20 protein-coding genes are annotated in these 24,775 nt (G+C 39.2%); 3 read left to right on the forward strand and 17 right to left on the reverse strand.

The window, feature by feature from the left end; genetic code table 11:
• Positions 1 to 5: 5 nt before the first annotated feature.
• Both LVD47_RS16140 and LVD47_RS16145 read right to left on the reverse strand, forming a co-directional pair.
• A complete protein-coding gene (locus LVD47_RS16140) occupies positions 6 to 3,521 on the reverse strand; it encodes a SusC/RagA family TonB-linked outer membrane protein (RefSeq protein ID WP_236978780.1) in 3,516 nt (1,171 codons plus the stop codon).
• Positions 3,522 to 3,704: 183 nt separating this feature from the next.
• Positions 3,705 to 4,655 carry a FecR family protein gene (locus LVD47_RS16145; RefSeq protein ID WP_236978784.1) on the reverse strand — a complete coding sequence of 317 codons (951 nt, stop codon included), beginning with the start codon at positions 4,653 to 4,655 and terminating at the stop codon, positions 3,705 to 3,707.
• Positions 4,656 to 4,849: 194 nt separating this feature from the next.
• Between LVD47_RS16145 and LVD47_RS16150 the strand changes: the two genes are divergently transcribed.
• Complete coding sequence (locus LVD47_RS16150) at positions 4,850 to 5,443, forward strand: RNA polymerase sigma factor (RefSeq protein ID WP_236978786.1); 594 nt, start codon at positions 4,850 to 4,852, stop codon at positions 5,441 to 5,443.
• Positions 5,444 to 5,501: 58 nt separating this feature from the next.
• Here the strand turns inward: LVD47_RS16150 and LVD47_RS16155 are convergent, their stop codons facing one another.
• From LVD47_RS16155 to LVD47_RS16190, 8 genes are all read right to left on the reverse strand, one after another.
• Positions 5,502 to 5,783, reverse strand: coding sequence for a type II toxin-antitoxin system RelE/ParE family toxin (locus LVD47_RS16155; protein WP_236978788.1), 282 nt, complete (start codon positions 5,781 to 5,783; stop codon positions 5,502 to 5,504).
• Complete coding sequence (locus tag LVD47_RS16160) at positions 5,777 to 5,998, reverse strand: hypothetical protein (protein ID WP_236978790.1); 222 nt, start codon at positions 5,996 to 5,998, stop codon at positions 5,777 to 5,779. Before LVD47_RS16160 ends, LVD47_RS16155 begins: the two co-directional genes overlap by 7 nt.
• 157 nt (positions 5,999 to 6,155) lie before the next feature.
• A complete protein-coding gene (locus tag LVD47_RS16165; RefSeq protein WP_236978792.1) occupies positions 6,156 to 6,911 on the reverse strand; it encodes a creatininase family protein in 756 nt (251 codons plus the stop codon).
• Complete coding sequence (locus LVD47_RS16170; protein WP_236978794.1) at positions 6,908 to 7,321, reverse strand: RidA family protein; 414 nt, start codon at positions 7,319 to 7,321, stop codon at positions 6,908 to 6,910. Before LVD47_RS16170 ends, LVD47_RS16165 begins: the two co-directional genes overlap by 4 nt.
• A gap of 2 nt (positions 7,322 to 7,323) precedes the next feature.
• Positions 7,324 to 8,454, reverse strand: a complete 1,131-nt coding sequence (locus tag LVD47_RS16175; protein ID WP_236978796.1) for a mandelate racemase/muconate lactonizing enzyme family protein — start codon at positions 8,452 to 8,454, stop codon at positions 7,324 to 7,326.
• Positions 8,455 to 8,460: 6 nt separating this feature from the next.
• Positions 8,461 to 9,252 (reverse strand): SDR family NAD(P)-dependent oxidoreductase, encoded by a 792-nt coding sequence (locus LVD47_RS16180; RefSeq protein ID WP_236978798.1) that lies wholly within the window; start codon positions 9,250 to 9,252, stop codon positions 8,461 to 8,463.
• A gap of 6 nt (positions 9,253 to 9,258) precedes the next feature.
• A complete protein-coding gene (locus LVD47_RS16185; RefSeq protein WP_236978800.1) occupies positions 9,259 to 9,948 on the reverse strand; it encodes an RraA family protein in 690 nt (229 codons plus the stop codon).
• A gap of 107 nt (positions 9,949 to 10,055) precedes the next feature.
• Positions 10,056 to 11,066 (reverse strand): Gfo/Idh/MocA family protein, encoded by a 1,011-nt coding sequence (locus LVD47_RS16190; RefSeq protein ID WP_236978802.1) that lies wholly within the window; start codon positions 11,064 to 11,066, stop codon positions 10,056 to 10,058.
• Between the two features lie 82 nt (positions 11,067 to 11,148).
• Here LVD47_RS16190 and LVD47_RS16195 point away from each other — a divergent pair, with 82 nt between their 5' ends.
• A complete protein-coding gene (locus tag LVD47_RS16195) occupies positions 11,149 to 11,289 on the forward strand; it encodes a hypothetical protein (RefSeq protein WP_236978804.1) in 141 nt (46 codons plus the stop codon).
• Here LVD47_RS16195 and LVD47_RS16200 read toward each other — a convergent pair.
• The 5 genes from LVD47_RS16200 to LVD47_RS16220 are packed head-to-tail and all read right to left on the reverse strand — an operon-like array spanning position 11,284 to position 20,349.
• Positions 11,284 to 12,663: a Gfo/Idh/MocA family protein gene (locus LVD47_RS16200; protein ID WP_236978806.1), complete on the reverse strand. Its 1,380-nt coding sequence runs from the start codon at positions 12,661 to 12,663 to the stop codon at positions 11,284 to 11,286. The two genes, LVD47_RS16195 and LVD47_RS16200, sit on opposite strands and share 6 nt — an antisense overlap.
• A gap of 32 nt (positions 12,664 to 12,695) precedes the next feature.
• Complete coding sequence (locus LVD47_RS16205; protein ID WP_236978808.1) at positions 12,696 to 13,748, reverse strand: DUF6807 family protein; 1,053 nt, start codon at positions 13,746 to 13,748, stop codon at positions 12,696 to 12,698.
• Between the two features lie 52 nt (positions 13,749 to 13,800).
• Entirely contained in the window at positions 13,801 to 15,288 is a 1,488-nt protein-coding gene (locus LVD47_RS16210) for a sulfatase (RefSeq protein ID WP_236978810.1), read from the reverse strand.
• A gap of 39 nt (positions 15,289 to 15,327) precedes the next feature.
• Positions 15,328 to 17,073 (reverse strand): RagB/SusD family nutrient uptake outer membrane protein, encoded by a 1,746-nt coding sequence (locus tag LVD47_RS16215; protein WP_236978812.1) that lies wholly within the window; start codon positions 17,071 to 17,073, stop codon positions 15,328 to 15,330.
• A 12-nt stretch (positions 17,074 to 17,085) separates the two neighbouring features.
• Positions 17,086 to 20,349 (reverse strand): SusC/RagA family TonB-linked outer membrane protein, encoded by a 3,264-nt coding sequence (locus LVD47_RS16220; protein ID WP_236978813.1) that lies wholly within the window; start codon positions 20,347 to 20,349, stop codon positions 17,086 to 17,088.
• Positions 20,350 to 20,869: 520 nt separating this feature from the next.
• Between LVD47_RS16220 and LVD47_RS16225 the strand changes: the two genes are divergently transcribed.
• Positions 20,870 to 21,745, forward strand: a complete 876-nt coding sequence (locus LVD47_RS16225) for an AraC family transcriptional regulator (RefSeq protein ID WP_236978814.1) — start codon at positions 20,870 to 20,872, stop codon at positions 21,743 to 21,745.
• Between the two features lie 54 nt (positions 21,746 to 21,799).
• Here LVD47_RS16225 and LVD47_RS16230 read toward each other — a convergent pair whose 3' ends face one another.
• Positions 21,800 to 23,314, reverse strand: coding sequence for a sulfatase family protein (locus LVD47_RS16230; RefSeq protein WP_236978815.1), 1,515 nt, complete (start codon positions 23,312 to 23,314; stop codon positions 21,800 to 21,802).
• A gap of 18 nt (positions 23,315 to 23,332) precedes the next feature.
• The gene (locus LVD47_RS16235; protein ID WP_236978816.1) at positions 23,333 to 24,763 is read right to left on the reverse strand and encodes a sulfatase family protein; all 1,431 of its coding nucleotides are present in this window, start codon (positions 24,761 to 24,763) and stop codon (positions 23,333 to 23,335) included.
• Positions 24,764 to 24,775: the final 12 nt, after the last annotated feature.

A 24,775-nucleotide genomic window follows, 5' to 3' on the forward strand; every position in this document is an offset into this window, starting at 1 on the left:
GTTAGTTAAAATGTTGCATTCAGTCCAAAGGAATAAATGCGTTGATAAGGATACCCTAAATAACCACCACTGCTTCCAAGGTTAATTTCAGGATCCAGTGGTTTACCAATTTTAGAGTATTCCCAAATATTCTGACCACTCAGGTATAATTGAATTTTTTGAACTCCTATGTTTCGAATTAATCCTTGTGGTATATTGTATCCAAGCGTTAAGTTTTTCAGACGGATATAAGCAGCATTTTGCAAGTATCTGGACTGAGTCTCCTTGTTTTTATCTTGTCTGGCAAGTGGGCGGGAAAAGTAAGCATCCCGGTTCTCCTCGCTCCAAGTATTATCTACAAAGTGTTTTTGGACCTGAAACCATTCCGATGCGAATGGCCAGAATGCCCCCAAAGAAGGCCAATAATCTCTCTTACCCACACCCTGGAAAAAAATGTTTACAAAGAAATTGTGATAACTCATATCTGAACCCAGCCCGAAGGAATAACGGGGCGTATTACTACCAATTACTTTGTAATCTCCTGGATTGCTGACTGTAAAATCGCCAGTGGTTACTTCTCCATCACCATTGAGGTCCTTATATCTTATATCTCCAGCTTTCCAATCCGAGCCTAATTGGGATTGATCAGCTGCCTGTCCTACTTCTTCGTCCGATTGAAAAATACCGGCAGTCTCAAATCCCCATATTTCTCCCAGTGTTTGACCAACATAATAATCACCCAGGGTTCCGGTTGTATTTTCGTACTTAGTTATATTGGCTATATTATCTGAAAGAACAGCCCGAATGCTCAATTTGAATTCATTTGTCAGATTTTCGCGCCAATTTAAAGACAACTCCCACCCTTTAGTCTGCAGTTCGGCCCCGTTTTGTGCAGGTGCATCGGCTCCCAGCACATGCGGGAAGGCAACCCTAATTAGCATATCCGAAGTAGTTCTCTTGTACCAATCAAAATTAGCCCCTAATCGGTCATTCAACAATCCGACATCGACGCCAAAATTCATAGTTGTTGATGTTTCCCAGGTCAAGCCTGGAGAAATCAACCCTGGTGGATTAACAAGAAGATCTGTTACACCCTGAAACAAGAAACGTTTAGTTTGACCAGATGGCATACTGGGTATATAGGGATAATACAATTGACCTCCATTAAATGATATGGTCTGATTTCCCAGAGATCCATAAGAAGCCCTTAATTTAAAATCGCTGAGTAAACCAACATCTGATAAAAATTCTTCTCTCGAAATCCGCCATCCCACAGAAAAGGATGGGAAAAAACCATACCTACTGGCTTTAGGAAAACGTGAACTTCCATCATACCGTCCATTGAATTCAAAAAGATATTTATCATCATATACCAGGTTAAGTCTTGCAAAAGCACCGCGTAATGCCCATTGGGATTGATTTCCATCCACTATCTGATCACCTGTTGCAAGATTGATTGCAGGTTGATCGGCATTTATCAGAGAAAGCCGGCGAGAGCTAAACCACTCATTGTTGTTCAGCTCCTGATTGAATCCGATCATTCCTCTTGAGTAAAGTCTATCATTGAAGGTGCGTTCGTATTGACCATACATATTGAACGCATAATAGTTGGTATTAGAATTGCTAAGTTCAAGATAATCACTACCGGTTTGGCCAAAATTAGTTATAAAATCACTACCGAGAAAGTGTATTTTTTTACGATTACTACTAGTATTGTTCCTATAAATGTTATAACTAAAATCACCGACAAAAGACAAATAATCATCTACTCTGGCTGTCAAACCTGTATTGATCAATACATGATTCACTCTGCTCTCATTCCTACCTCCCAATAATTGATAGGATACCGGATTGATAAAATATCTTCCCTGGTAAGCCGGGTCATCACCAGGATATTTGACTGGAAGCCCTAAAGGACTTGAGAACACCAGACTATTTATCGAGGTTTCATCGGCCTTGTAGGTATGCATCCGATTGGTTCTGTTGTTATTAAAACCAACTTTTGCTCTAGTTGTCAACCATGAGAAGGTTTGGTTTTTTACTGATAAATTGACATTAAATTTATCATACCAATCAGGACGTTGTTTGTGCAGACCTTCCTGTTTCGAATAACCTACAGAGGTGTAAAATTGGGTTCTTTCAGATCCACCAGACATACTCAGGGAATGATTCTGAGTGGGTGCAAAATCTTTTAATAATTGTTCATTCCAGTCGTTATACCCGTACCAGACAAAATTATTGTTGAGGACATCCCACTCCGGATTATTTACAGGATCTTCCGCATATGCTTTGATGCCTTCCAGTCGATCACCACTATAGACCAGGGTTCCATTGTTATTGAACATAGCTTCATTGATAGCTACTGCCTGATCATAAGAGTTGTCAATTACATCCGGTGTGATCGTCGGCTTGGAAAAACTGAAGTTTTCCCTGAAAGTAATGGTGGTCTTGCCAACTTGCCCGCTTTTAGTCTCGATCAGCACCACTCCAAATGCTGCCCTAGCTCCATATATAGCTGCAGCACCTGCGTCTTTCAGGACAGTAATACTTTTTATATCAGATACGTTGATCATATTAGGGTTCATTTGGATACCATCTACCAAAATTAAGGGCGAACCCCCATTGATCGAAGTAAAGCCACGGATATTGAAACTGGCTTCCGCTCCTGGTTCCCCGTTTCTAGTAGTTATATTTAGATTGGGGATAACTCCCTGTACACCTGAGGAAACATCAACCAATGGCCGGTTTTCCAACACGTCTGAAGTTACCTGATCCACCGATCCTGTCAAATTGGTCTTCTTCTGCGTCCCATACCCCACAACCACCACTTCATCCAACGTCTCCGCAGACTCTTCCAATACGATATTCAGAACCTTCCCTTCTTCCACGACAATTTCTTGTGCCACATATCCGATATAAGAAACCACCAAGATATCACCGTCTTCGATTCCCTCCAACGTAAATTTTCCGTCAAAATCCGTTGTCGTTCCGACATTTTTCCCTTTCACCAGAACATTGACCCCGATCAAAGGTTCATTCTCCGTATTGACCACGTTACCTTCCACTGTGATGTCATTAAAGTGGATTTGCGCGTTTTTGTATATTTTTTTTAGGACCGACTTGTTGTTATCGTTCCGCCTGAACAATCGGATCCCCGTTTCCCGTTCCAAACTCCTCAGGGATTTGATCTTGCGCTCCATCCTCCGGATATTTCTCGCATCTTCGCTACTCTCCGTGTAAAGCAGGTAATATTTGGAGTCTATGGATTTATACTTAAGCTCAAGTCCTGTAAGTAACCTGTTTAATGCAAGGTCAAAACTCTCATTTTCCCTAATCTCGAAAGATACTTCTACATCTTTCACCAAATTGGTTTTGTAGGAAAAGAGCACTGAATAATGCTCGCTGAGGCTATTCAGAGCCACTTCCAGTTTGCAGGGATCACAATCGGGCTCTTGCCGGTCGTTGCCATATACTTGTGACATGGTAATTGTCAAGAGTATCAGCAAAAAGATACCCTTTGAATTAAATTTAATTAATTTCATCTGTGTAAAATTTTATTAATTTCTAAATGTTTAAAAAATTTTAATACATTCAGGAACTCCCATGAACTTATTTTAATCATTTCCTGGTGTGAAATTTTTGATTAAAAAAGTTCATGCTCGTTTCATCTTCATCTTTTTAAATTATTGTGTATTTTCAGATTACACCCATTGGCAATCCTGTTATTATTCCATTTCGATTGGATTTCCGATCAAATTCTTCAAAATATTCAGCGCTTTGTCCTTGTCTGTAATCGGGAACATTACCGTAAAGGACTGATTCAACAATTCCTTATCAGCTACGCTGTACTTTTCCCCAAAAACATTTTCGTATTCTTTAAGGATCTCAGAGAGTTTAATATCCTTCAGTATCATGGAGCCATCCTTCCAGTCTGCAGGTGGTATTGCATGAACCGGCTGTGATTTGGACAGGGATCCGCGATCGTCAAAGCCCGCTTCCTCTCCCGGGGCCATCAGAAGGGAATCCTTTCCATGCAAAGCGTTGAGCTTCACGGACCCGGCTTCCAGAAAAACCCGGGTTGATATATCCCTTGTATTGACATTAAACTCCGTACCCAATACTTCAACGCTCAGGTCTTTGGTATTGACCACAAACTTCTTGTGATCTTCCGTGTCTTTAGTTACTTCAAAAAAGGCCTCTCCATCCAGGGATACCGTCCGCACCTCCTGCGAACTCCAGCTCCGGGGATAACTGATTTGAGAGTTCGCATTGAGGCGTACTTTGGAATTATCCGGCAAAGTCACTTCTACTATTTCTCCAAAACCGGACTCCACTACAATCGGTGAATTCAGATAATTCCATAATCCCAAAGCACACGCGGCAACAAGTACAAACCCTGCGGCTACACGGTATATCCATGGATTTAACCTTCTTACTATTAAGGAGTCTTTTAGTTTTTCCTCGCGAATTCGACTTTTCAATTTAGCTTGAATTCTACGGGCTTTATCTTCTTCTATGGCTCCCGATCCTTCCAGTTCCAACCAAACTTTCTCCAAAACTTCACTATCCCTGAAATCATCGTTTTGATTAATCCAAATAAGAAGTTTATCTAATTCCTCCTTAGAAATATCCCGGTTTTTAAATTTTTCAAATAAATTCTGATAGTATTTTGACATATAACTTTTCATTTCAATTGTGAAGATTGTACCGGCGAATGCACCAAAACGATCCCTGAGGGAAATTCGCCTCAACTCTCAAAACACATTTTTGACACCTTACACCCATATACCAATAATATTGTCCCGATGTACTACTTGTATGCCAAATATTTTTGGCATACCTTTACATTTACAAATACAATTATTAATTTGTGATAGATTTAAAGCCTAATAAAATGGCAAAATGGGATATGACTAATACAAAGGAGGATTTCAATCAAAAATTTCAAAACATTTACGAACGGAATTTAGATCATGTTTATCAGTACGTAAAGTCCATCGTACACAATAGCATAGTGGCAGAAGACATAACTGCCGAAGTATTTTTCACAATCTGGAAGAAAAAAGAATCGCTTCTCAATTACGAGAATGTCGAAGGGTTGTTATTCAAAATTAGTAAGGACCTGTCTGTCAACTATCTGAAATCACTGGCAAAAGACCAGAAAAAAAAGGAAGATTTCTTTTATTATTATTTTGACCAGTCGCCTGAAAATAATGAACAAATATTGCGCGAAATTCAATTATCCGCCCTCGAACAAGCCATTGACCAATTACCGGAAAAGTGTCGCAAAGTGGTCAAAATGAAATTTATAGAGGGGAATTCTCTGAAACAAATAGCTTCTGAATTACATATTTCAGTAAATACAGTCCAAAATCACCTGGCGAAAGGAAAGGTATTGATTAAAGAGTTGATGAGTACAGATGAGGCATATTTGGTATTGATGGTGGCGCCGGTGTTTTTATAAACCTTTAACTATTCAATATAGACTTCACAAATTCGTACAGCTAATACATTTCTGGTTTCTATCTCACATGCCTGAATCTCAATATTCGTATAGCATCTTCAGCAATAAAATAGGATATTCGATAATTAAATTTTTCAAATGCCCGAAATCGAATATCATTATCTTTTCGATATTTATCAGGAGGATATCGCTCTGGGTATTCAGAAAGTTCTTTGGTAGCAGCAATTATTCCATTCTTTACTTTTTCCGCTTCATGAATGGAATTTCGCTGAATATAATGAGATGCTTCTTTCAAAGCATTCCGGGGCAATTCATCCCAAATCACCTTCTTCTTCACCACTGAGTAGCTTCTTTCTCCAAATCTTCCTGACTAATGTACTTGCCGGCTTCAATTCGGGCATTAGCTTCATCCAACTCCCTGTTGTACACATCCAATTGAGACTCATTTATTGAATCTCTATACTTTAAAAGACGTACAAAAATTTCAATTAAAGCGGGATCTTGTACACTGTTTAACTCTGATTGTATCCATTTGATGTCCGCCCTGATATCCATAAGCATTTATATTTTAATTTTCTAAAGTAACCATTTTATATCGAAATTCGTTTCGAAAAACGATTCATTTTTCAATCTTTAAGGAGTTATGGCATTATTAATCAAACTGGTTTCTTCTTAAGAGCCTACTCCCTTATAAGCGACTCCGCAGGAATTTTCAACATTGATAAATATCCTGAATGATGCTTTCAAATCGTTCCAAAACAATCTCTTCTATCTGCCTTCCTTTTTCGACACTTGCATACCGGGGATCCCCGTATATTCCATTCGTCGTCATTTCCTTCATAGGCCTGTAATAAGCAGCTTCCGGGCCCTGAAACAAGTCTCCCTCAGCCCAGTCAAAGGTTTTACTATTCATTCTTTCCGTTATATGGTCTTTACTTACCAGATGGGGTGCAATTCGCAGCATAAGCGACGTTTCAAATTCCCCTCCATGGCCCGCTCCCCCAAATCCGGATTTACAAAGTTCTTTCAATTTTTCCACGGCGAGGCGAAACCAATTGATCATCACAAAATGTCCATCGGGATATTTATCGCCCATTTTCTCAATGAATACCTGGCCGATTCCCTGATTTCCACCGTGGCTGTTAAAGAATATAAATTTAGTAAACCCATGGAAAAAGACCGAATCCGCTATTTCTTCCAACTGTGATAAAATCGTAGTATGGTTTTGACTTAAGGTACCGGGAAAATCCATATGATGCCGGGAGTAACCAATGGAAACCTGTGGTAAAACCAGAACCTTATCTTCTAATTTTTCATGAATCTTGTTGCAAAAATAACCTCCGATCATTTTGTCCGTGCCAAGAGGTAAATGTTTACCGTGCTGTTCAACCGCAGCAATATTAATAATAACAGGAGTGTTTTTATCCACTTCCCCGAGTTGGTGCGATGTTAATTCTTCCCAAATCATGATTGTACAGCCCACATTTCTATTTCAACAAGCAGCTCGCCAATTAGCCCGGTCTGCACCGCAGTCCTGACAGGCCTCGGAGTGCTGAAATACGTTTCATAAATTTGATTTACAGTAGACCATTGGCCAATATCCCTAAGATACAAAGTAACTTTAAAGACATCGTCAAATGTGCAATCTGCTGATGAAAGTTGACTTTGACAATTCTCCATCATGAACCGGGTTTGTTCTTCAATCGTATCCCCCACAATATTACCCTCCTTATCAATGGCTGCCTGCCCTGATAAAACGACTAACTTGCCGGGATTTACGATCAATACCGGCGAATAAGGTCCCGCTGTATCGTGTTGAGCAGCACCTTTCGGCAGGGACTTAAGTACTCCTGTATTTCCATTTTGCTTTTCATTCATATCTATATGTATTCTTTTTTGTGTTGTAAATAGTAATTTATTGCATCCTCATCGACATTTATTCCAAGTCCCGGTCCATTTGGCAAATAGGCATAAGGCGGTTGGATGTCTAAAGGAGTCTTTAATAAGTCATGCTCCCGAATCATCCTACCAAAAATATCCCCCGGAAACGTACATGAAGCAGAAGCAATCGATGAATGGATATACATGGCTTCCAATATTCCAAGGTCAATCTCAGAGCCATGCCAACATGGCATTTGGGCTGCCTCAGCTATGTTGGAAAGCAACTGAAAATTATTTAAACCGCAATTAAAATTAAAGCCATCAACCGCATTTAATTGGACCGCCTGTATAGCATCCTTTATCCTTTGACCATGTTGCAAGTACGGTAACGCGACATGCAATACTACCGGAATTGCAGAAAAACCTCTTAGTAGAAAATAATCATCGAGCTTCCATCTGGGGATGGGATCCTCGACACATAAAATATTGCCTATTTCACTTAATGCAGAAAGCTTTCTTTTTGCGTCGTAAAGATTATTCCACCGCTCGTTCGGATCTAAAATCACTTTCATACCAGGCACACAATCACTAATTAATTTACTCCAGGTCACCACATCATCCTGAAGGTCACATTTGAATTTTAAACAATCGTACCCCTTTTCATTAAACTTAGTAGCAATATCCGCTATCTCATCTATATGTCTAAAGCTAGACCAAGCTCCTACTTTCACTTTATCCTGGACAGGACCACCCAACAAATCAACCACAGGCATATCATGTAATCTGGCATAAGCATCCCATATAGCACATTCAAAACCGTCATATTCTCTACAAAAAGCAAATGGTAATTTCTGCAGTGAAATATCTTGTATATCTGTTCCTAATAAAATCTTACAAATACTTTCTACATTTCGCCAGTCGTGATCTCGATACAATTCACCCCATCCTACAATCCCTGATTCCAATTCGAGTTTCACAACCAATTTGGGAACCTTGTCAAATTGAACACTCCAGGCTTTTTGTACTCCCCTCTCTAATTTATGTAAAGGTTTATTCACCCCTTCACTGTTTATTGCTCCTTTGTGTGCAGGGACAATAACTTCATAGCAACAAATCCTAGCAATCTTCATAACATTTTATTTCTTGATAAAACCGTTATTGTACAGTAAAACTGAAGTTCCATTATCTACATAAATCGTTTGCCCTGTTATTCCCTGACTCATATCAGACAGCAAAAAAGCAATCACATTTCCACAATTTTCAGATTCAATAATCCTATTAATTGCCTGATAATTATTAATATGGTCACTGACCCAATTTTCAGGATCGTCGGTAATGGAGCGCAACAAACCCTGATTTTGTTCGGAATGCACATATCCCGGCCCCACAGCATTAACCCGAATATTATGCTTCCCCATTTCTACAGCCATTCCTCTGGTCAAACCTTCCACTGCAGCTTTTGCACTCGAATAGATAGCATATTTATTCATTGTCCTCAAGGCGTGTATCGAAGAAATATTAACAATATTTCCCGAACCTCCATATTTAAATAAGTGGTTGACAAAATACTTTGATACCAACCATAATCCTTTAACATCTATTCCATATAATGCATCAAATTCTTCTACACACGTTTCATGTGCATATTTAGCAAGTCCTACACCTGCGTTGTTTACCAAACCATCCAAGCTCCCAACCTCTTTTTCAATAAATGAAAACATTGCTTTAACTTCTCTCTCATCGGCAATATCCGCCCGAAACGTAATGATATTGTTGAATTTCTTTTTCAACTCTTTTATCCTGGGGTCAGAAATTTCATTTACTATGAGAGTCGCACCCAAAGTTCCCAGTACATAACAAATCCCAGCAGCAAGTCCATTTCCTCCTCCCCCTGTAATCAGTATTTTTTTATCTTTCAGATCCATCATCTAGTACTAAATTACACCATACTTTTCAAATGCTTCGCAAGCACTCATTCCCTTTAAAATTTCTTTTTGTACCACTTTTTCCTCTCCGGCTTTCTCAATCGCTTCAAGGATGATTTCTTCTTCCATTTCATATGGTATCACACAAACACCATCCAGGTCTCCAAAAATGATGTCTCCCGGACGAATAACCACTTTTCCAATTTGAATAGGAACCCGATAATCTACTACCTTCCCTCTTACTTGCTGATCCTGGGAATATGATCCATATGAAAACGTGGGAAAATCAGCATTCAGAATTCCGTGTGTATCCCGGGAATACCCATCCAAAACAGCTCCTGAGGCATTTAATATCTTGGCCCTGGTAGTCATTATCTCTCCCCAAAGAGCATAACTGGGAGAAGATCCTGTACAGATATATACTTCATTTTCCTTGAGGTCATCCAAAGCTTCCAGCATCACCCCGAAAGGTTTATCCGATAACTCACCGGTTATTGCTGAAGAATCTATATCCGCCTCCACAACGGGGAATGCCCTTCCTACTACTACCATATCATCTTTGAGAGGGCGAATATGTGGAGGTAAGAACTGATGAATGTAATTTTTCCTGTCCATACTATCTCCTATTACCGCAGAATATAATTCCTTCTTCATAATACTAAATAGTTGAGAATCATTGCGCCATGTTGTATTTTTCATCTCCTGTTTTAAAATTAATTATTTGATATACTTACAATTAGATATATGACTGTGCTACGGGTCAAAAGCTTTTGATTCTCCGCTCACATGTATTTCTAAATTATTGCTTAAACCGATTCCAGAAAAATTCTTTTTCCATTTCCATTTTTACTCCTTTCAGCGGCCTCCATAAAAGTGAAAATCTCAAGTGTTTCCGCGATGGAAACGGGTGGATTCTTTGTATCAAAAAATTTAACAATTTCATGCAACAAACCGTTATAACCATCAAATTCATTTAGCATCTGAATACCGTCTTCAGCATACACCAGACCACCATAGCCTCCCTTACCTTTTCTGATCCCCCGGAAGGTACCCACACGGTTATCATTCCACATACCAACTACAAGATCAGTATCTTCGGTATAGGTTCTTTCTACCCATTTGCAGCCTGTACCCATCAGGGTGAATAATATCTCCACCCCGTGTACACCATACCAAAACAGATCCGGATGATGTTCTTCAATATGGGCAGGACTATAGGCATCCACACCATTAATTTGCCCTATACTCCCGTTCCTGATTTCTTCAGCACCATTTAAAAATCGTAACGAAGAAGAGGAAAACATGGGAGTGCCGGACTCTTTAGCAGCTTTAGCAATTTTCCGAGCGTCTTCAATGGAACCGGCAAAAGGTTTATCTATAAAAACCGGCAATCCTGCCTCGAATACAGGTAATACCTGCTCCAAATGTTTGTTCCCATCAATAGTCGTCAAAATAACATAGTCAACTTGATCAACAAGGGCTGAAATGGAATCCACAATTTCTACACCATGCTTTTTCACCTCGGCTGTAAATTCCGGAATTCGATTCTTCCATGCCAATATATTTTCTGTTCCTCTGGGATAGGCTGCGACAACCTTGTAATTACCAAATTCTCCAGACATTGCAGTATTTAAAGATTTGACAAAAGCAGGGCTATGTCCTGTATCCAAACCTATCATCCCTACCTTTTTTACCGTGTTCTGGACTCGTCCCATACCAAAAGATTGAAAGGGTTGAATCAGTCCTATCCCAACACCTGTGGCAACAGACTTTTTTAAAAAACTCCTCCTATTGGACTTCATTTTAATTTTTTGCATTTCTATTCAATTAATAATTAAATGTTGACATCTCTATATACTCATGGCGTTTTGGTTTGACCGGTAATCTGGGCAGAAAAAAATGGATGATATCGAAGCAAAAAACGCAGACATTGCCGGGGTTACGTCGAGGCTTTCTGATGATGAAAACAGCCATTTTTGTCCGGCCCGCAGGGATCCCTTGGGAACAGAAAACGGTCAAAATCAAGCGTCATGGTTATAAATACTCTGAAGGAAACTTCCAGGGATCACGATACTCAGGTACTGCCATTTTCTTAGCCTTCTTATCACCAATAATTTCTTCCGATTCAGGATCAAACTTGATAGATCTTCCCAACTTCAAGGACAATATACTAAGTTGAATAGGCATATCGACTTTAATGTGATAATCTGCATTGCATAAAGGCTGCTCTCCTTTTCTAACGGCGTTTAGCCATTCGAGTTCCTGCCCTGGCGAAGAGGGAATCGTTTCTTTTGGAGCAGACATTCCAGCCATACGATCTCCTTCAGGTATTAAAATATGTGAATTATAATCTGTAATTAACGTACCATTGACTCCATGAAAATAGATACCCAACCTTCTTCTTGTTCCGGTTTCATATCCTTTGCCTGTTTTATCAGCATTTTGGAAAGCCCAACCATGACTATTGGTCGAAGATTGCATCCAGGTCATTGTCAAGTTAGGGTATTGCCATATAACTTCGTGGTTGTCATAAGCATCCCCGTCATCACGAATAGTATACCTACCACCCATAGCACTGATTTCTGTAGGGTATCCCAACTCTAAAGCCCAAATTGGTAAATCTGTGATATGAGGTGCCATCCCAAGTGTCCAACCTCCACTAAAATCCATCCAGAAACAATGATAAAAGGCATCTTTTACCAGGTTGGGGTTAAAGGATTGCATAGGTGAAGGACCTACCCAAAAGTCCCAATCCAGACCAGAAGGGACCTTGCCTGTATTCATACCTGAACCTACACCGTTGGGGGCTTCGTTCATAACAAAAAAAGTTCGAACGGTATTGATAGCACCCAGATTTCCGGAGCGTACCAATTCCACCATTCTACGGTAATGATCACCGGCGTGAATTTGTGTGCCGATTTGATTGATTGTTCCATGCTTACGAAATGCATTTCTTATTACCAGGCTTTCTGCCGGAAACATAGACATTGGCTTTTGCAAATAAACATCGACACCAGCTTCAGCCGCTGCCACCGCTTGCAACGCGTGCCAATGGGCAGGTGTAGCTATTATCACAGCATCCAGGTCCGGATGTTCCAATAATTTTCTAAAATCTCGGTACCCTGTACACGTACTTTTATACTTTTCCACTATGGGATCAAGGCGCTCTGACCAGACATCACAGGCGGCCACCAGTTCGACACCCTCATCCTGCATACAAGCCTGTAAATTAGCTTTCCCTAATCCTCCACAACCAATAATACCTAAATTAATTTTATCATTTGGCGCCGTTCTATTTTCTTTATTGATAACAGCTGAAGGTACAATATATGGCATAGAAATAGCTGATAGCGCTGTTGTTTTGACAAACTTCCTTCTATTTATAGATGGTTGAGATATTCTTTTTTTATTCATTCTTCACGATTTTTATTATATGACTGATTAAATTATTGTCCCCTGAAAAAAGGTATAGATGAATTTTCTGAATGATAATCATCCCACCACTTTTGATAAATTCCGGATTCCTTTAATTCCCCTTCGTACACAACGATTCTATATTTCAATTCCAATGGTTCATTAACTGTTAGTAAAAACCTGCTACCGGGGGTAGGGAAAGTCGGCTGCACCCAGGACAAATCGGGATATTCAACCCAATCTCCCGGATATTCAGGATTGGATGAATGCTGTAATACAACCATTCCACTTATTTCTCCTGAATTCTCAAATATTCCACTAAAATCAGACCAGGCCCTCAACCTTTTTTGCGAAGTCGAATCGGTGTGGTATTGAATCTTTTGATTATCTGGTGTCTGCATCCTTATATTCAATCCTCCATAACTATCGGTATTCCGAGTTGCAATAGTAATACTATCTTTCAGTGCATTAAATCGAAAGGCCAAATCTATAATCCTATAATTCCCATTTTTTTCATACACCCTGATAATTGCTTGTTCATTGACAATAGCTTCCCTATCTTCCCACCGCCAAATATTTTCCGCCTGTAACTGAGCATACTGCTTTTCATTAGACATTTCAATTCTGCCTGTAGGACGCGCAAACACTTTCTGCAAGGCATAAATATCCCCTTGTTCTGAACCAAACTGGACCTCTGGCCATGCCCAGAATATTCCCCTGTGATGGGGGTGACCACCAGCTGGCCAGTCGCGTGTCAACATTTCCCCTTTTAACCCATATAAAGGATGTATATAATTACTCCGGGGAATAGCATACAACTCAGCCGTAACAAATGTGTCTCTTTCTCTACGATTATAATTTTCGGGTTTAGCATCTTCTAACCTTACTACATTCTCATCATATACAGTTTGATAATTATATTGCAATATGGTCTTATTATTCTCTTCGAATATGTACTGGCCGTTTTCCGGATTTCTTTTTACAATTAATCCCGGATCAGCTGAATCCATTTGACAACTAAATAACTGCAGAACTAAAATCCAAATACATGGATTTCCGTATGTGTTTCGATATAAAATCTTCATTGGCTTGCGTTTTATAATATCTTAAAAATAATGATTCTCATATTTGAATCTTTCATTCTGTTTTATAAAATGATGCCTTCTTCATAATTTGCAACAATTCATTGACCTTTTCAGGGTATTCTTCAGCCCTATTGATAGTGGGCACCTCTTCACGAGCATAATCAAATAGTTCTATCTCATTTGGTTTGTCATTCCTATCCCACACCATCAATCTGTAATTTTCATCCCTTACTGAATATCCTTTTGCCCCAAATGCCTCTCTTGCACTAAAGGAAACATTCTTCACCCTGGCATCTGGATCATTAATTACACCTACCAAACTTTTTCCTTCCAAATAATCCGGTTTAGTCAATCCGCACAAATCACTTAAAGTAGGGAAAATATCAACTGTTTCTACAATGGATTCCGTCCGTACACCAGCGGATTTCAAATTAGGTATTTTGATTATCAGCGGACTGTTGAGGGCCAGATCATAATTCGTATATTTTCCCCAGATGCCATATTCGCCAAGGTGCCATCCATGGTCTCCCCACAATACAACAATGGTTCGATCTTCCATCCCCAATGATTTAATTTCATCCAAAACTTTACCTATTTGAGCATCGACATAACTCACCGCAGCACAATAGCCATGTTTAAGGATTTTCCCTTTTTCGCGAGAAATAATATAATTACTTGTATCGCCAGTCCATGTATAATGCGTTCTTGGTTCGTAACTTTCTCTATTACTATGTAAAGAAATTCTAGAATCAATTTCATTTGGAGGATTTGTCACCCTGGCCGCCTCCAATTCATTCTGATCGTAAAGATCCCAATATTTTTTTGGGGCATTAAAGGGTAAATGAGGTTTATAAAATCCCACTGCCAAAAAGAAAGCAGTATCCTTCAGAGCATTTAATTGTTTAATTGCCTCCTGAGCATTCAATCCATCAGCATATCCTTCATCAGACACATCCCCTGCTTCAAAAGGAGGCATTCCCGTATCATTTTGACGATCATATCCATATCTTCTAAACTTACCATGATTATATGAAAAAAATGCATTCCAGGGATTTTTCCACTTTCCAACGGGGGCATAGGTAGTATCCCAGCTATAAGGTACTTCTGGTACTAATTGCAAAGAATCCATTACGCCTCCGGGCTTATGGCTGATTTTACCGATCCCAACCGTTTTATATCCGTTTTCCTTAAATAATTGAGGTAGAGAAAAAATGCTGTCTGGTTTTTGACCTGATACCCTTATAGAACTAAAGACATCCCAATTCAAAGTTCTGCGTCCTGCCAATAAGGTAGATCTTGAAGGACCACATGCAGCGCAGTTAACAAAGTGATTCATAAAAACCCTACTCTCAGCCCCTAATTGGTCAATATTGGGGGTGTGCATATAAGTTGCTCCAAAATAATTTATTTCCGGGCGTAAATCGTCTACTGCAATAAACACCACATTCCATTTCTTCTGAGAGAGACCTTCTTTATTTGTCGAACAGCTGCCCAAAATGAGGAGAAGAACCATTATGTGTAGAAATATAAATATCTTCATCTATTGTAATTTATAGATAATCCAGGTAAAATTAGTCGTCTAACACCAGCCTGGATTTTGAGTAAGGGCTTCATTCAATGTCAATTCTTCCGTCGAAACAGGACTTAAATAGTCTCTTTGTAGATTAAAACCATATCCATTTGGCAATTGGTCTTTTAATGGATCAAAGTATCCATCTGTCAAATTAAAATTTTCCGCTGACAAATTGGGATAGTTGACATTATTAAATTTAGCACCCAAAGGTCGTTGGTTTGTAATTAATTCATCTGCAGCAGCCCATCTGGCTATATCATCCCACCTAAACCCTTCTGCAACTAATTCAATCCTCCTTTCCCTTCTGATTTCATTAATTACTGGGGACAATTCAGGAAAATCCCAATTTGGGTCAACTTGAATTTCTGAAATCACCAAATCAGGCATACTTACTCTTGTCCTCAATAGGTTAATACTTTTATCCAAATCATTTTGTGTTATAATTCCCAATTCGGCCTTCGCTTCTGCATAAATCAATAAGGCTTCTGCATAACGCATTATTACCCATCCGGTGTAGCCCACACCGGAGGTGGTTTGGCTTGCGTGATGAACAGGATCAAAGTTCAGGGTTTTACATATTTGATATCCTGTTGTATTTTTGGTATGAGCCGGCAATTCCACTACTGGTCTATTAAATACTGTGGTATCACCCTCTGATATTTGCAGAGGAAATCCCGGAGTAAATACCGTTTGCTTCATTCGCAAATCTCTATTTTCCACTACCAGTTGCAAATTATCATCACCTTGATATAGTACATTCTTTTCTCCGGATGATTGAAATATGGGGTGACCATCTGTACAAAGATATGAATCGATAAGGGATTTTGTCAAACCGGCCCCTCCGGATAACCCTCTTGCAGTCTGAAACATTCTGGCATGTCCGAGTCCAAGGGAAACGTCGTATTTTTTCCACAATAAGACTTCTGAGTGATTAGAATAGTCAACTTCTCCGAACATAAAATAATCCCAATCGGGATTCCCTGTATTATGGATAGAATATGCCCCGCTATTTATAAGAGTTTCAGAAGCTTCAACAGCCTGCGAAAAATATCGATCCGGGTCGGGATTAGAAACCCCAAATACACTCCCAGCATGATATTTTTCCCAGGTTCCTTCGTATAATGCGACACGTGACTTAAACAATAATGCAATTCCCCTTGACAAACGGGTTCTGTCTTCTGTAATTTCAGAAGGTAAATATTCAATGGCCAGATCTAATTCTGATAGGATATAATCTATAACCTCATTTCTCGGAGTTCTGGGGGCATATAGACCTTCAGAATTTGTATTTAGTGGCTCCGTAATTAAAGGGACTGCACCGTATTCCTTCACTAAATCAAAATACAATTTAGCCCTAAAAAAATGAGCTTCTCCTACAAATCTCTGGTAATCTTCGAATTCAGCATCCACCGTTTGATAATTAGCAAGAAATATATTAAGTGCTCTGATACTACTGTAGTCCCACCCTCCTGAACCAGGTACAACTCTACTCCCCAACAATCTGGGATAGGCTAAAGCAAAGGCCATATCATTGCCGTCCCTATCCTCCTCAAAAATAAATTCATACCTATCAGAACCAGAAACCGGAAAGACCGTAGGATAAAATTGGTTAACATATAATTCTAAATCATTGACCGTCTTCCAATAATCAACCGTTGATATTTCATCCAAAGGGAAACGATCCAAATGCTCCTTACAAGAAGTAAGGGAAAGTATTATAAAGCCGAAAAATATTAAATTTAAAAATTTCATATCTATTTATTTTTATAGACCTACATTTATTCCAATCGCAAAAACTCTTCTTTGTGGATGCACTTTTCCAACACCCCATCCTACAGAGTTTAGTGCTTCAGGGTCTAATAGTTTGGTTAATGGGGTCAGGGTCAACAAGTTTTCTCCCGATAAAAACAACCTCACATTATCCATTCTCAATTTTGTCAACATTTCCTCTGTAAATGAATATCCAATTGTTAGATTTTTCAATCTCACATAGGAAGCATTTTCCATAAAACGTGTTTGGATTTCCTTATTTTTATAATCTTCCTGGGACAAATAAGGTCGAGGGTAAAAGCCATTGGTATTAGGTCCCAAAATATTTGTTTCATCCGATGGTCTCCAATAATCAGTAGTCTGTGTCCAAACATTCATATTCCACCATTGATGGCCATTAAAACCAAAGTATGACATATCCGTAGGTTCAAAGGCAAAGTCTCTTTTCAAGACTCCCTGCCAGAACATACGAATATCAAAACCTTTCCAGGTTACTCCACCGGACACACCCAACAAAAATCTTGATAAATTATTCCCGATTACTTTAAAGTCTCCGGGAGAATTAGCAGTCCCTTCCCCTCTTGTAATTTTATTATCTCCATCTAAATCAGAATACCGAATATCACCTGGTCCCCATCTGGGAAAGAAAATAGATTGGTCCGGACCTGCTTCTACCTCGCTTTGGGTCTGGTAAATACCATCACTCACCAAACCATAAATATCTCCGACCACTCTTCCTTCAAACCAGGTACTCAAGGTTTTTGTTGGATTGTTATATTGGGTAACCGTGGATACATTGTCTGCCAAATTAGCCGTTACATCATACCTAAGACCATTGTCAAACTGATCCTGCCACTTCAATTGAATTTCAAAACCATTGGTTTCTAAAGTAGCATTATTTGAAAGAGGTACTGATGTTCCCAATACTCGGGGCAAAGCTTCTGCAGGACCAAACATATTTGTTGTCTCCCTTGAATAAATATCAAAAGTTGCACTCAACCTTCCACGTAAAAAAGTGGCATCAATGCCGAAATTTAACGTTGTAGAAGTTTCCCATGTAAGGTCCTCTCTCACTAAACCAGGAGCAAGGGTATAATTAGGGCGATTATCTCCCATTATCCATCCAAGGTTTTGACTAATTCCGAGTGTATTTAAGTATAAATAATTATCAACATTTTGATTTCCTAAAGATCCGTAAGAAAGACGGAACTTGAGAATATTGACAACCGGTTCAATGTCTCTCCAGAAATTTTCATTCGAAATATTATAACCCGCAGAAGCTGAAGGGAAAAAGCCCCATCTTCTATCTTGCGCAAATCGCGAAGAACCGTCATATCTGGCGTTAACTTCGAATAAATAAATCTCCTTTAAATTGTAGGTAAAACGACCAAAAGTTCCCATGGTAGACCAATGCGACTTTGAGTCATCCAGAAAGAATTCCCCGGTAGCAGTGCTAAGAGAAGTAACATTACTGGTTACTATTTCATTTCTCTTACCCCAAAGTCTGTCAAATTGATTCAATTCCGTCTCAAAACCTCCAAGGATTCCAAAGTTATGCTTGTTATCTATATTCAAATTATACGATGAAATAACATTGAAAAGCTGGTAATTTTCGTTGCTGAATTCACTTTCAAAAGCATCAATGGGATAAGCGATAATATATTCTTCACCTGATGGAAAGCTTCCGGTCACTGTTTCCTCATTGTCATCTCTTCTTAAAGAATTGTTTCTGTAATTATATCTAAAACGTGTTTTCCAGTTAGTAACTGGTTCAAACTCAATCCCAAGCGACAAATTATACGTATTCTCCGAAATATTTTCTTTCCCACCATTTAGCATAGGAATATAAGATATGTTTGAGAATTCACCATTGGGTAATATCAATGGCCTGAAAGAATTGTTCCTGTAAAAGTTGTGATACATTGTAGTACGATCCCAACCTTGCTGCGTATTAAAATATTGAAATTGCTCATTAATTAATTTGGCATTTAACGTTACAGAAACCCAATCAGCAGGATTTGATCCTACATTCATAGTCACATTGTACCGATTATAGTGATTATCTCCGTACCGAAGTTCTCCGGGTTGGTCCCACACTCCCGCTGATATAAAATAAGAATTATTTTCACCCCCTCCACTTACACTTAAATCATGTTTTTGTCTCATTACCCTATCATCATAATAGATGTGCAACCAATCATTGTTTCCATTCCCTGCAATACTCCAAATACCATTTCCCCGCCAATCACTTCCATCTTCCATTAGCCAGGTTTCTTCGGAAATATTGCCTTCCATGTAATCCCTGACACGGCTGTAATTTTCCTCCGTAAAATTTGCACCCAAACCTGCATTGATACTGGCTTGATCATGGGCTGACATATATTCCAGAGAATTGGCCATATGAGGCAACCCAATAGGACTGGAAAATGATATATTATTAGAATAACTTACTGATACACGCTCATTATTAGATCCTTGTTTCGTCTTAATCAATATAACTCCATAAGGTGCTCTTGCTCCGTAAATGGCTGAAGCTGCAGCATCTTTTAGTACAGAAATAGATTCAATATCACTTGGATTGATAGCATTGATATCCATTGGGACACCATCAACTAAAACAAATGGAGCTGTATTTCCTGTTAAAGACCCCAATCCCCTAATGTCAATATTTAATTCTCCTCCCGGTTCAGCACTCATTCCCGAAGTACTAATATTTAAATTAGGAACCACACCTTGTAAGGTTTCACTTACATTGGTTACCGGCCTACGTTCAATCTGTTCTGTACTTACCGTAGCTACAGACCCTGTCATGTTTACCTTTTTTTGCGTTCCGTATCCTACAACTACAACTTCGTCCAATGTCTGTGAATCCTCCAGTAAGGTTATGGTTAAATCACCCCTACCATTGACATCAACCTCTTTGGTTTGATACCCCAAATATGATATGATTAAAACCGCCCGTTCATCTATATCGATAAGTTGAAAACGACCTTCCAAATCCGTAGCCACACCTCTATCGGTTCCTTTTACTAAAATATTGACCCCTATTAATGGCTCTCCATTTTGGTCAACTACTTGTCCTTTGATAGTAATGGGGACTTTAATAGGGTGTTTTAAACAAAAATAATTGCTGGCATTTGTGCAATGTAATATGTTCTCTGAGTCGTATATCTTCCGGTCTTTTGCAATACTATTGACTGAGAAATACAAAATCATAAACACGGACAAAATTACCATTAAAATTTTCTCCTTTTTCATAATCTAAAATATTTGAACAAAATTCATAAATTAAATATAATTAATATGTAAATAATTAAATTTCAATATATATACAACTGAGTTCATGTTTAAACCCTTTCAGTTTTACCATAAAATAAAACACCACCAGTAGGTTATCCGATTACATCTCAATAATTAATAACTATTATGACGATAATACCCAGGAAAATAACATTGTTATAATCTTGGAGCACGCACTGAAATTGCGCCCTTCACTTTCGTTTTATATGACATTACCAAGAGCGTATATTTTCAATAAAACACCATTATATAATTCTGATTTATTACGTATAACATTTAAATAGCAATCCATCTTCCAATTCAATGAGCAAATCAAATCGTCAAGACAAATCATTACCTGAAACCACTCAATACATATTTTAATTTCAACTACGCCTTACTTATAATTTTATAATTTCATCATGAGAGTAAATCTAATAATTAAATAAAAACATTACTATAAATATTATATTGCAGCATTATTTTGATATATTTAAGAATGCTGGAAAAGTTAGATTTCAAGTCAACTACTTACAGAAAGATCTATGATTTACGACCATGTAATATTCCAGGACTTATTTTACTGGGCCACTACACTTATCATCAAGCTGGGAATATATTAGAAAAACACCAACATAACGACATGCTTGAAATTTGCTATCTTGAAAAAGGAAAGCAGGTATACGAAATCGAATCTACCCAGTACTTACTTAGAGGCGGAGATCTTTTAATCACCCGACCAGGATTAATTCATGGAACCAGCAATTATCCAGAATCTGTCGGAAGCCTGTATTGGATGATACTTAAAATGCCTGCCAGTGACAAGCCTCTCCTGGGACTGAATTCGGAATTTAGTTCTTGTCTATGCTCCCAACTTTTGGATGCTCCTAATGTTCACTTCTCTGGAAATCAACGCATCAAAAGACTTTTCCAAAAAACTGAGAATCAATGTAGAGATCATGCAACACCTTCCAGGAACATTAAAATTTTAAACAATATTCTATCGATAATAATTGAAGTTATTGAATTATCCCATGTTAAAAATACCAAACATTTACCCGGAGATATCCACAGAGTTACCCAATATATACAAGACAACATAGATGAATTATTGACTATAGATGAACTTAGTGAAATTACCGGGTTGTCACAATCCCGATTTAAACACAAGTTCCGACAATACGTCGGCCGAAGCCCTATAGATTATATAAATAGCATGAAAATAGAAAAAGCCAAAGCGATGGTACCAGATGCCCCTTCGATTCAAAGTATTGGATATCAATTAAATTTTTCTTCCCCTGCCTATTTCTCTCACGTATTCAAGAAATACACAAGAATGACACCAAAAGAATATAAAAAGAAGGTGAAAAACTAATTTACAACCTTTGATAGCTTATAACCCAGAATAATTTAGCTCTCATAGCTTTATCTACCTATCGACAGTGATCTCCAACTCATCTCCCATCCCTTTCTGCAATTCCTTCAACTCAGTCAGCAATTCTTTTACCTTTTCCTGATATTCTTCCTTTTCCGCCAAATCAATCATTTCATTGGGATCTACCGCGACATTATACAAACGTACTTTATCTATACCGGGATAAAAAATCAATTTGTAATCCCCTCTTTTGACCATCCGTTGCAGGTCTATGTAGGCTCCGTATATACTTTTATAATGACCTTCCTTTTCCGGATCTATTATTATATCCCTGAAGCTTTTAAATTCTACATATTCCGGTTTAGAAATGCCTGCTAATTCCAGTGATGTTGCCATAATGTCCTGTAAATACACTTCCTGCTCCCTTCTTTCACTTGCAGGGATATCCGGACCTACAACCATCAGAGGCACACGCATACTGTGATCATACATATTCTGCTTACCGATCAACCCGTGATGACCTACCGACAACCCATGGTCCGCTGTAAAAAAAATATACGTATTATCCGTTTCTCCCGCTTCTTCCAGGGCATCTAGAATTTCACCTATTTGTGTATCCAGATGCGATATAATTGAATAATATTCCTGCCGGTGTTTTTGAACAGCATATTCCGTACGCGGAAAAGGGGCCAATGCTTCGTCCCGCAAACCCGGCCCCACACCGATATCATCTTTGTATGGGTATTCCGGAAGATAATTATCCGGTACATCTATATCATCCACATTATATAGATCCTGGTATTCCTGTGGGGACTGCCGGGGATCGTGTGGGGCATTAAAAGCCACGTACATAAAAAATGGATTGGGTTTTTGGGAAGAGGTCTTGACAAACTCCAGGGCATCATCTTTGACCACTTCACTCCAATGCTTCCCCCCTTCCCAAAATCCTCCAAAGCTCGTATCCGTAGGATCCCAACTATCATCATCTGCTGACAACGGTCGATTATATCCTACCGGCATAGCAGCAGCTACATCTCCTCCATTCCTAATAGCTTCAGCAACCTTTCGGCCTCCTCCCCCTTTACCCCAGGCATCGGCCGGCATTCCAGGACGAATGTGTTTCGCCGTTTGAAAAACATAGTCCGCTGAGGCTTTGACATGCCACTTTCCTGTCATATAAGTATCGTATCCCGCTCCCTCCATTAATTTACCCCAGGTCTGATCCAAGGCAATGCTGTCTTTATCCTGCCATTTGCCCGCCATTTCTTTCGCCCGCCACAAATATCTTCCCGAGATGATCATCGACCGGGAAGCCACACAAATGGCACCATTCCATCCCCCCATATTGTACGCATGGGTAAATGTCGTTCCGCCGCGTACCAATCGATCCAGATTTGGCGTCCGGATGATTTCATTCCCCAATGCACCTATGGCCTCATAGGTCATGTCATCTGCAAAAATGAATACAATATTCGGTTTTTCAACTGTGTGTTTCTTATCTCCAGTAGATGATTGGCATCCAAACAATACAACTAAACAGACAATACATTGCCAGATTTGATTTTTCATTCTAAAACTCTATTTGATTTAATAATCAGCACCTGTAGCACTTCGTTCCTGGGACAATTTCCATTTTTCCCAACTGCTTACCAAATTAGAAAATAATTCATCTTTTTCCTTAGAAAGATCTTTTTCTTCTCCCGGGTCCTCTAATAGATCGTATAGTGAAAAGGTTCCTCCATTATCATCGCTATATATTTTATACCGATCCCTTATTATTGCTGCCTGGTCCTCAATCCTGAAGGCCAAGTACCTTTCAGTATTTGTCCCCGCCAACATTTCTATGAGATTCTGCCCGTCATACGGACGATTAAACTTTCCAATGTCTATTCCTATAATGCCTGCTATGGTAGGAAAATAATCAGAGGTAAAACAAGGGAAATCCACTTTCCCTGGTTCTACCTGTCCGGGCCATTCCATAATGCCCGGAACCCGTATACCCCCCTCATGTAAACTTCTCTTCCGACCCGATAGCCCTTTTGTACGACCACGGGTCCTCCCTTCGTCCGAGCTCTTGCCTTCAGGTCCGTTGTCACTTGTAAAAAATAATACAGTATTTTTTTCAATACCCAATTCACGTAAGTGGTTCCTCAATCGTCCTACTTGATCATCCATAGCAGAAATACATCCGTAATAATGCTGCTCGTCTTCAGACAAACTGCTGTACATATCACGGTATTCCTGTCCTGTCAATACAGGTAAATGTGGAGTATGAAACCATATAACACTAAGGAATGGTTTCTCCTTTTCCACAGCCCTATCAATAAATGGTATAACCCGATCCATAATCACCCTGGAATCATCTCCTCCTAAATTATCACAAGCTTTTTCACCCGGACCTTTCCAGTATGCAGTGCCGTAATATCCCCCTTCTACCTGCGATTTATTCACTCCTCCGGATTGAATAGGAGGCGTCACCATCGGATCCCAGGTCGGAACCTTTGATTCAGTGACAAAACATTCATCAAATCCATTCTCCCATGGAGGAGAATAATGCTTATCATTCTCCGGACGACCACCTCTATTAGCGTCTAAATCTGATCGGGTCAAAGTCCCCAGGTGCCATTTGCCAAAATGGCCCGTAGTATACCCTTCATCTTTTACCATCTCCGCCATCGTAACTTCTTCCTGAAGAATGTGTCCACAATTTGCATAACAAATGCCATACCGCATCGGATGACGTCCCGTAATAACGCTCCCACGTGTAGGAGAACAAACTGCTGAAGCTGCATAAAAGCGCGTAAACTCAATGCCATTGGAAACCATTGCGTCCAGGTTTGGGGTTTTCAAATGGGGATGTCCATTATACCCCGTATCACCCCAACCCTGATCATCTGTCATTATCAAAATAATATTTGGAGATTGACTTTGTGAATATAATCCTGGCAAAAAGAACAAACCCGTTGCTATAAATATAAAAAAAGGAGTGTTAATATTGCTTTGAAATATGTTTCTCATTGAAGCTGATTT

The sequence above is a fragment of the Membranihabitans maritimus genome (genome assembly GCF_021729145.1).
In the GTDB taxonomy this organism is placed as follows: domain Bacteria; phylum Bacteroidota; class Bacteroidia; order Chitinophagales; family Saprospiraceae; genus Membranihabitans; species Membranihabitans maritimus.

Bases quoted from the DNA above. Each gene is read 5' to 3' on its own strand.
- LVD47_RS16145 (WP_236978784.1), bottom strand. From the start codon at position 4,655: ATGTCAAAATACTATCAGAATTTATTTGAAAAATTTAAAAACCGGGAT.
- LVD47_RS16200 (WP_236978806.1), bottom strand. From the start codon at position 12,663: ATGAATAAAAAAAGAATATCTCAACCATCTATAAATAGAAGGAAGTTT.
- LVD47_RS16205 (WP_236978808.1), bottom strand. From the start codon at position 13,748: ATGAAGATTTTATATCGAAACACATACGGAAATCCATGTATTTGGATT.
- LVD47_RS16215 (WP_236978812.1), bottom strand. From the start codon at position 17,073: ATGAAATTTTTAAATTTAATATTTTTCGGCTTTATAATACTTTCCCTT.
- LVD47_RS16235 (WP_236978816.1), bottom strand. From the start codon at position 24,763: ATGAGAAACATATTTCAAAGCAATATTAACACTCCTTTTTTTATATTT.
- LVD47_RS16165 (WP_236978792.1), bottom strand. From the start codon at position 6,911: ATGATTTGGGAAGAATTAACATCGCACCAACTCGGGGAAGTGGATAAA.
- LVD47_RS16170 (WP_236978794.1), bottom strand. From the start codon at position 7,321: ATGAATGAAAAGCAAAATGGAAATACAGGAGTACTTAAGTCCCTGCCG.
- LVD47_RS16190 (WP_236978802.1), bottom strand. From the start codon at position 11,066: ATGCAAAAAATTAAAATGAAGTCCAATAGGAGGAGTTTTTTAAAAAAG.
- LVD47_RS16185 (WP_236978800.1), bottom strand. From the start codon at position 9,948: ATGAAAAATACAACATGGCGCAATGATTCTCAACTATTTAGTATTATG.
- LVD47_RS16175 (WP_236978796.1), bottom strand. From the start codon at position 8,454: ATGAAGATTGCTAGGATTTGTTGCTATGAAGTTATTGTCCCTGCACAC.
- LVD47_RS16220 (WP_236978813.1), bottom strand. From the start codon at position 20,349: ATGAAAAAGGAGAAAATTTTAATGGTAATTTTGTCCGTGTTTATGATT.
- LVD47_RS16195 (WP_236978804.1), top strand. From the start codon at position 11,149: ATGGATGATATCGAAGCAAAAAACGCAGACATTGCCGGGGTTACGTCG.
- LVD47_RS16225 (WP_236978814.1), top strand. From the start codon at position 20,870: ATGCTGGAAAAGTTAGATTTCAAGTCAACTACTTACAGAAAGATCTAT.
- LVD47_RS16180 (WP_236978798.1), bottom strand. From the start codon at position 9,252: ATGATGGATCTGAAAGATAAAAAAATACTGATTACAGGGGGAGGAGGA.
- LVD47_RS16210 (WP_236978810.1), bottom strand. From the start codon at position 15,288: ATGAAGATATTTATATTTCTACACATAATGGTTCTTCTCCTCATTTTG.
- LVD47_RS16160 (WP_236978790.1), bottom strand. From the start codon at position 5,998: ATGGATATCAGGGCGGACATCAAATGGATACAATCAGAGTTAAACAGT.
- LVD47_RS16230 (WP_236978815.1), bottom strand. From the start codon at position 23,314: ATGAAAAATCAAATCTGGCAATGTATTGTCTGTTTAGTTGTATTGTTT.
- LVD47_RS16140 (WP_236978780.1), bottom strand. From the start codon at position 3,521: ATGAAATTAATTAAATTTAATTCAAAGGGTATCTTTTTGCTGATACTC.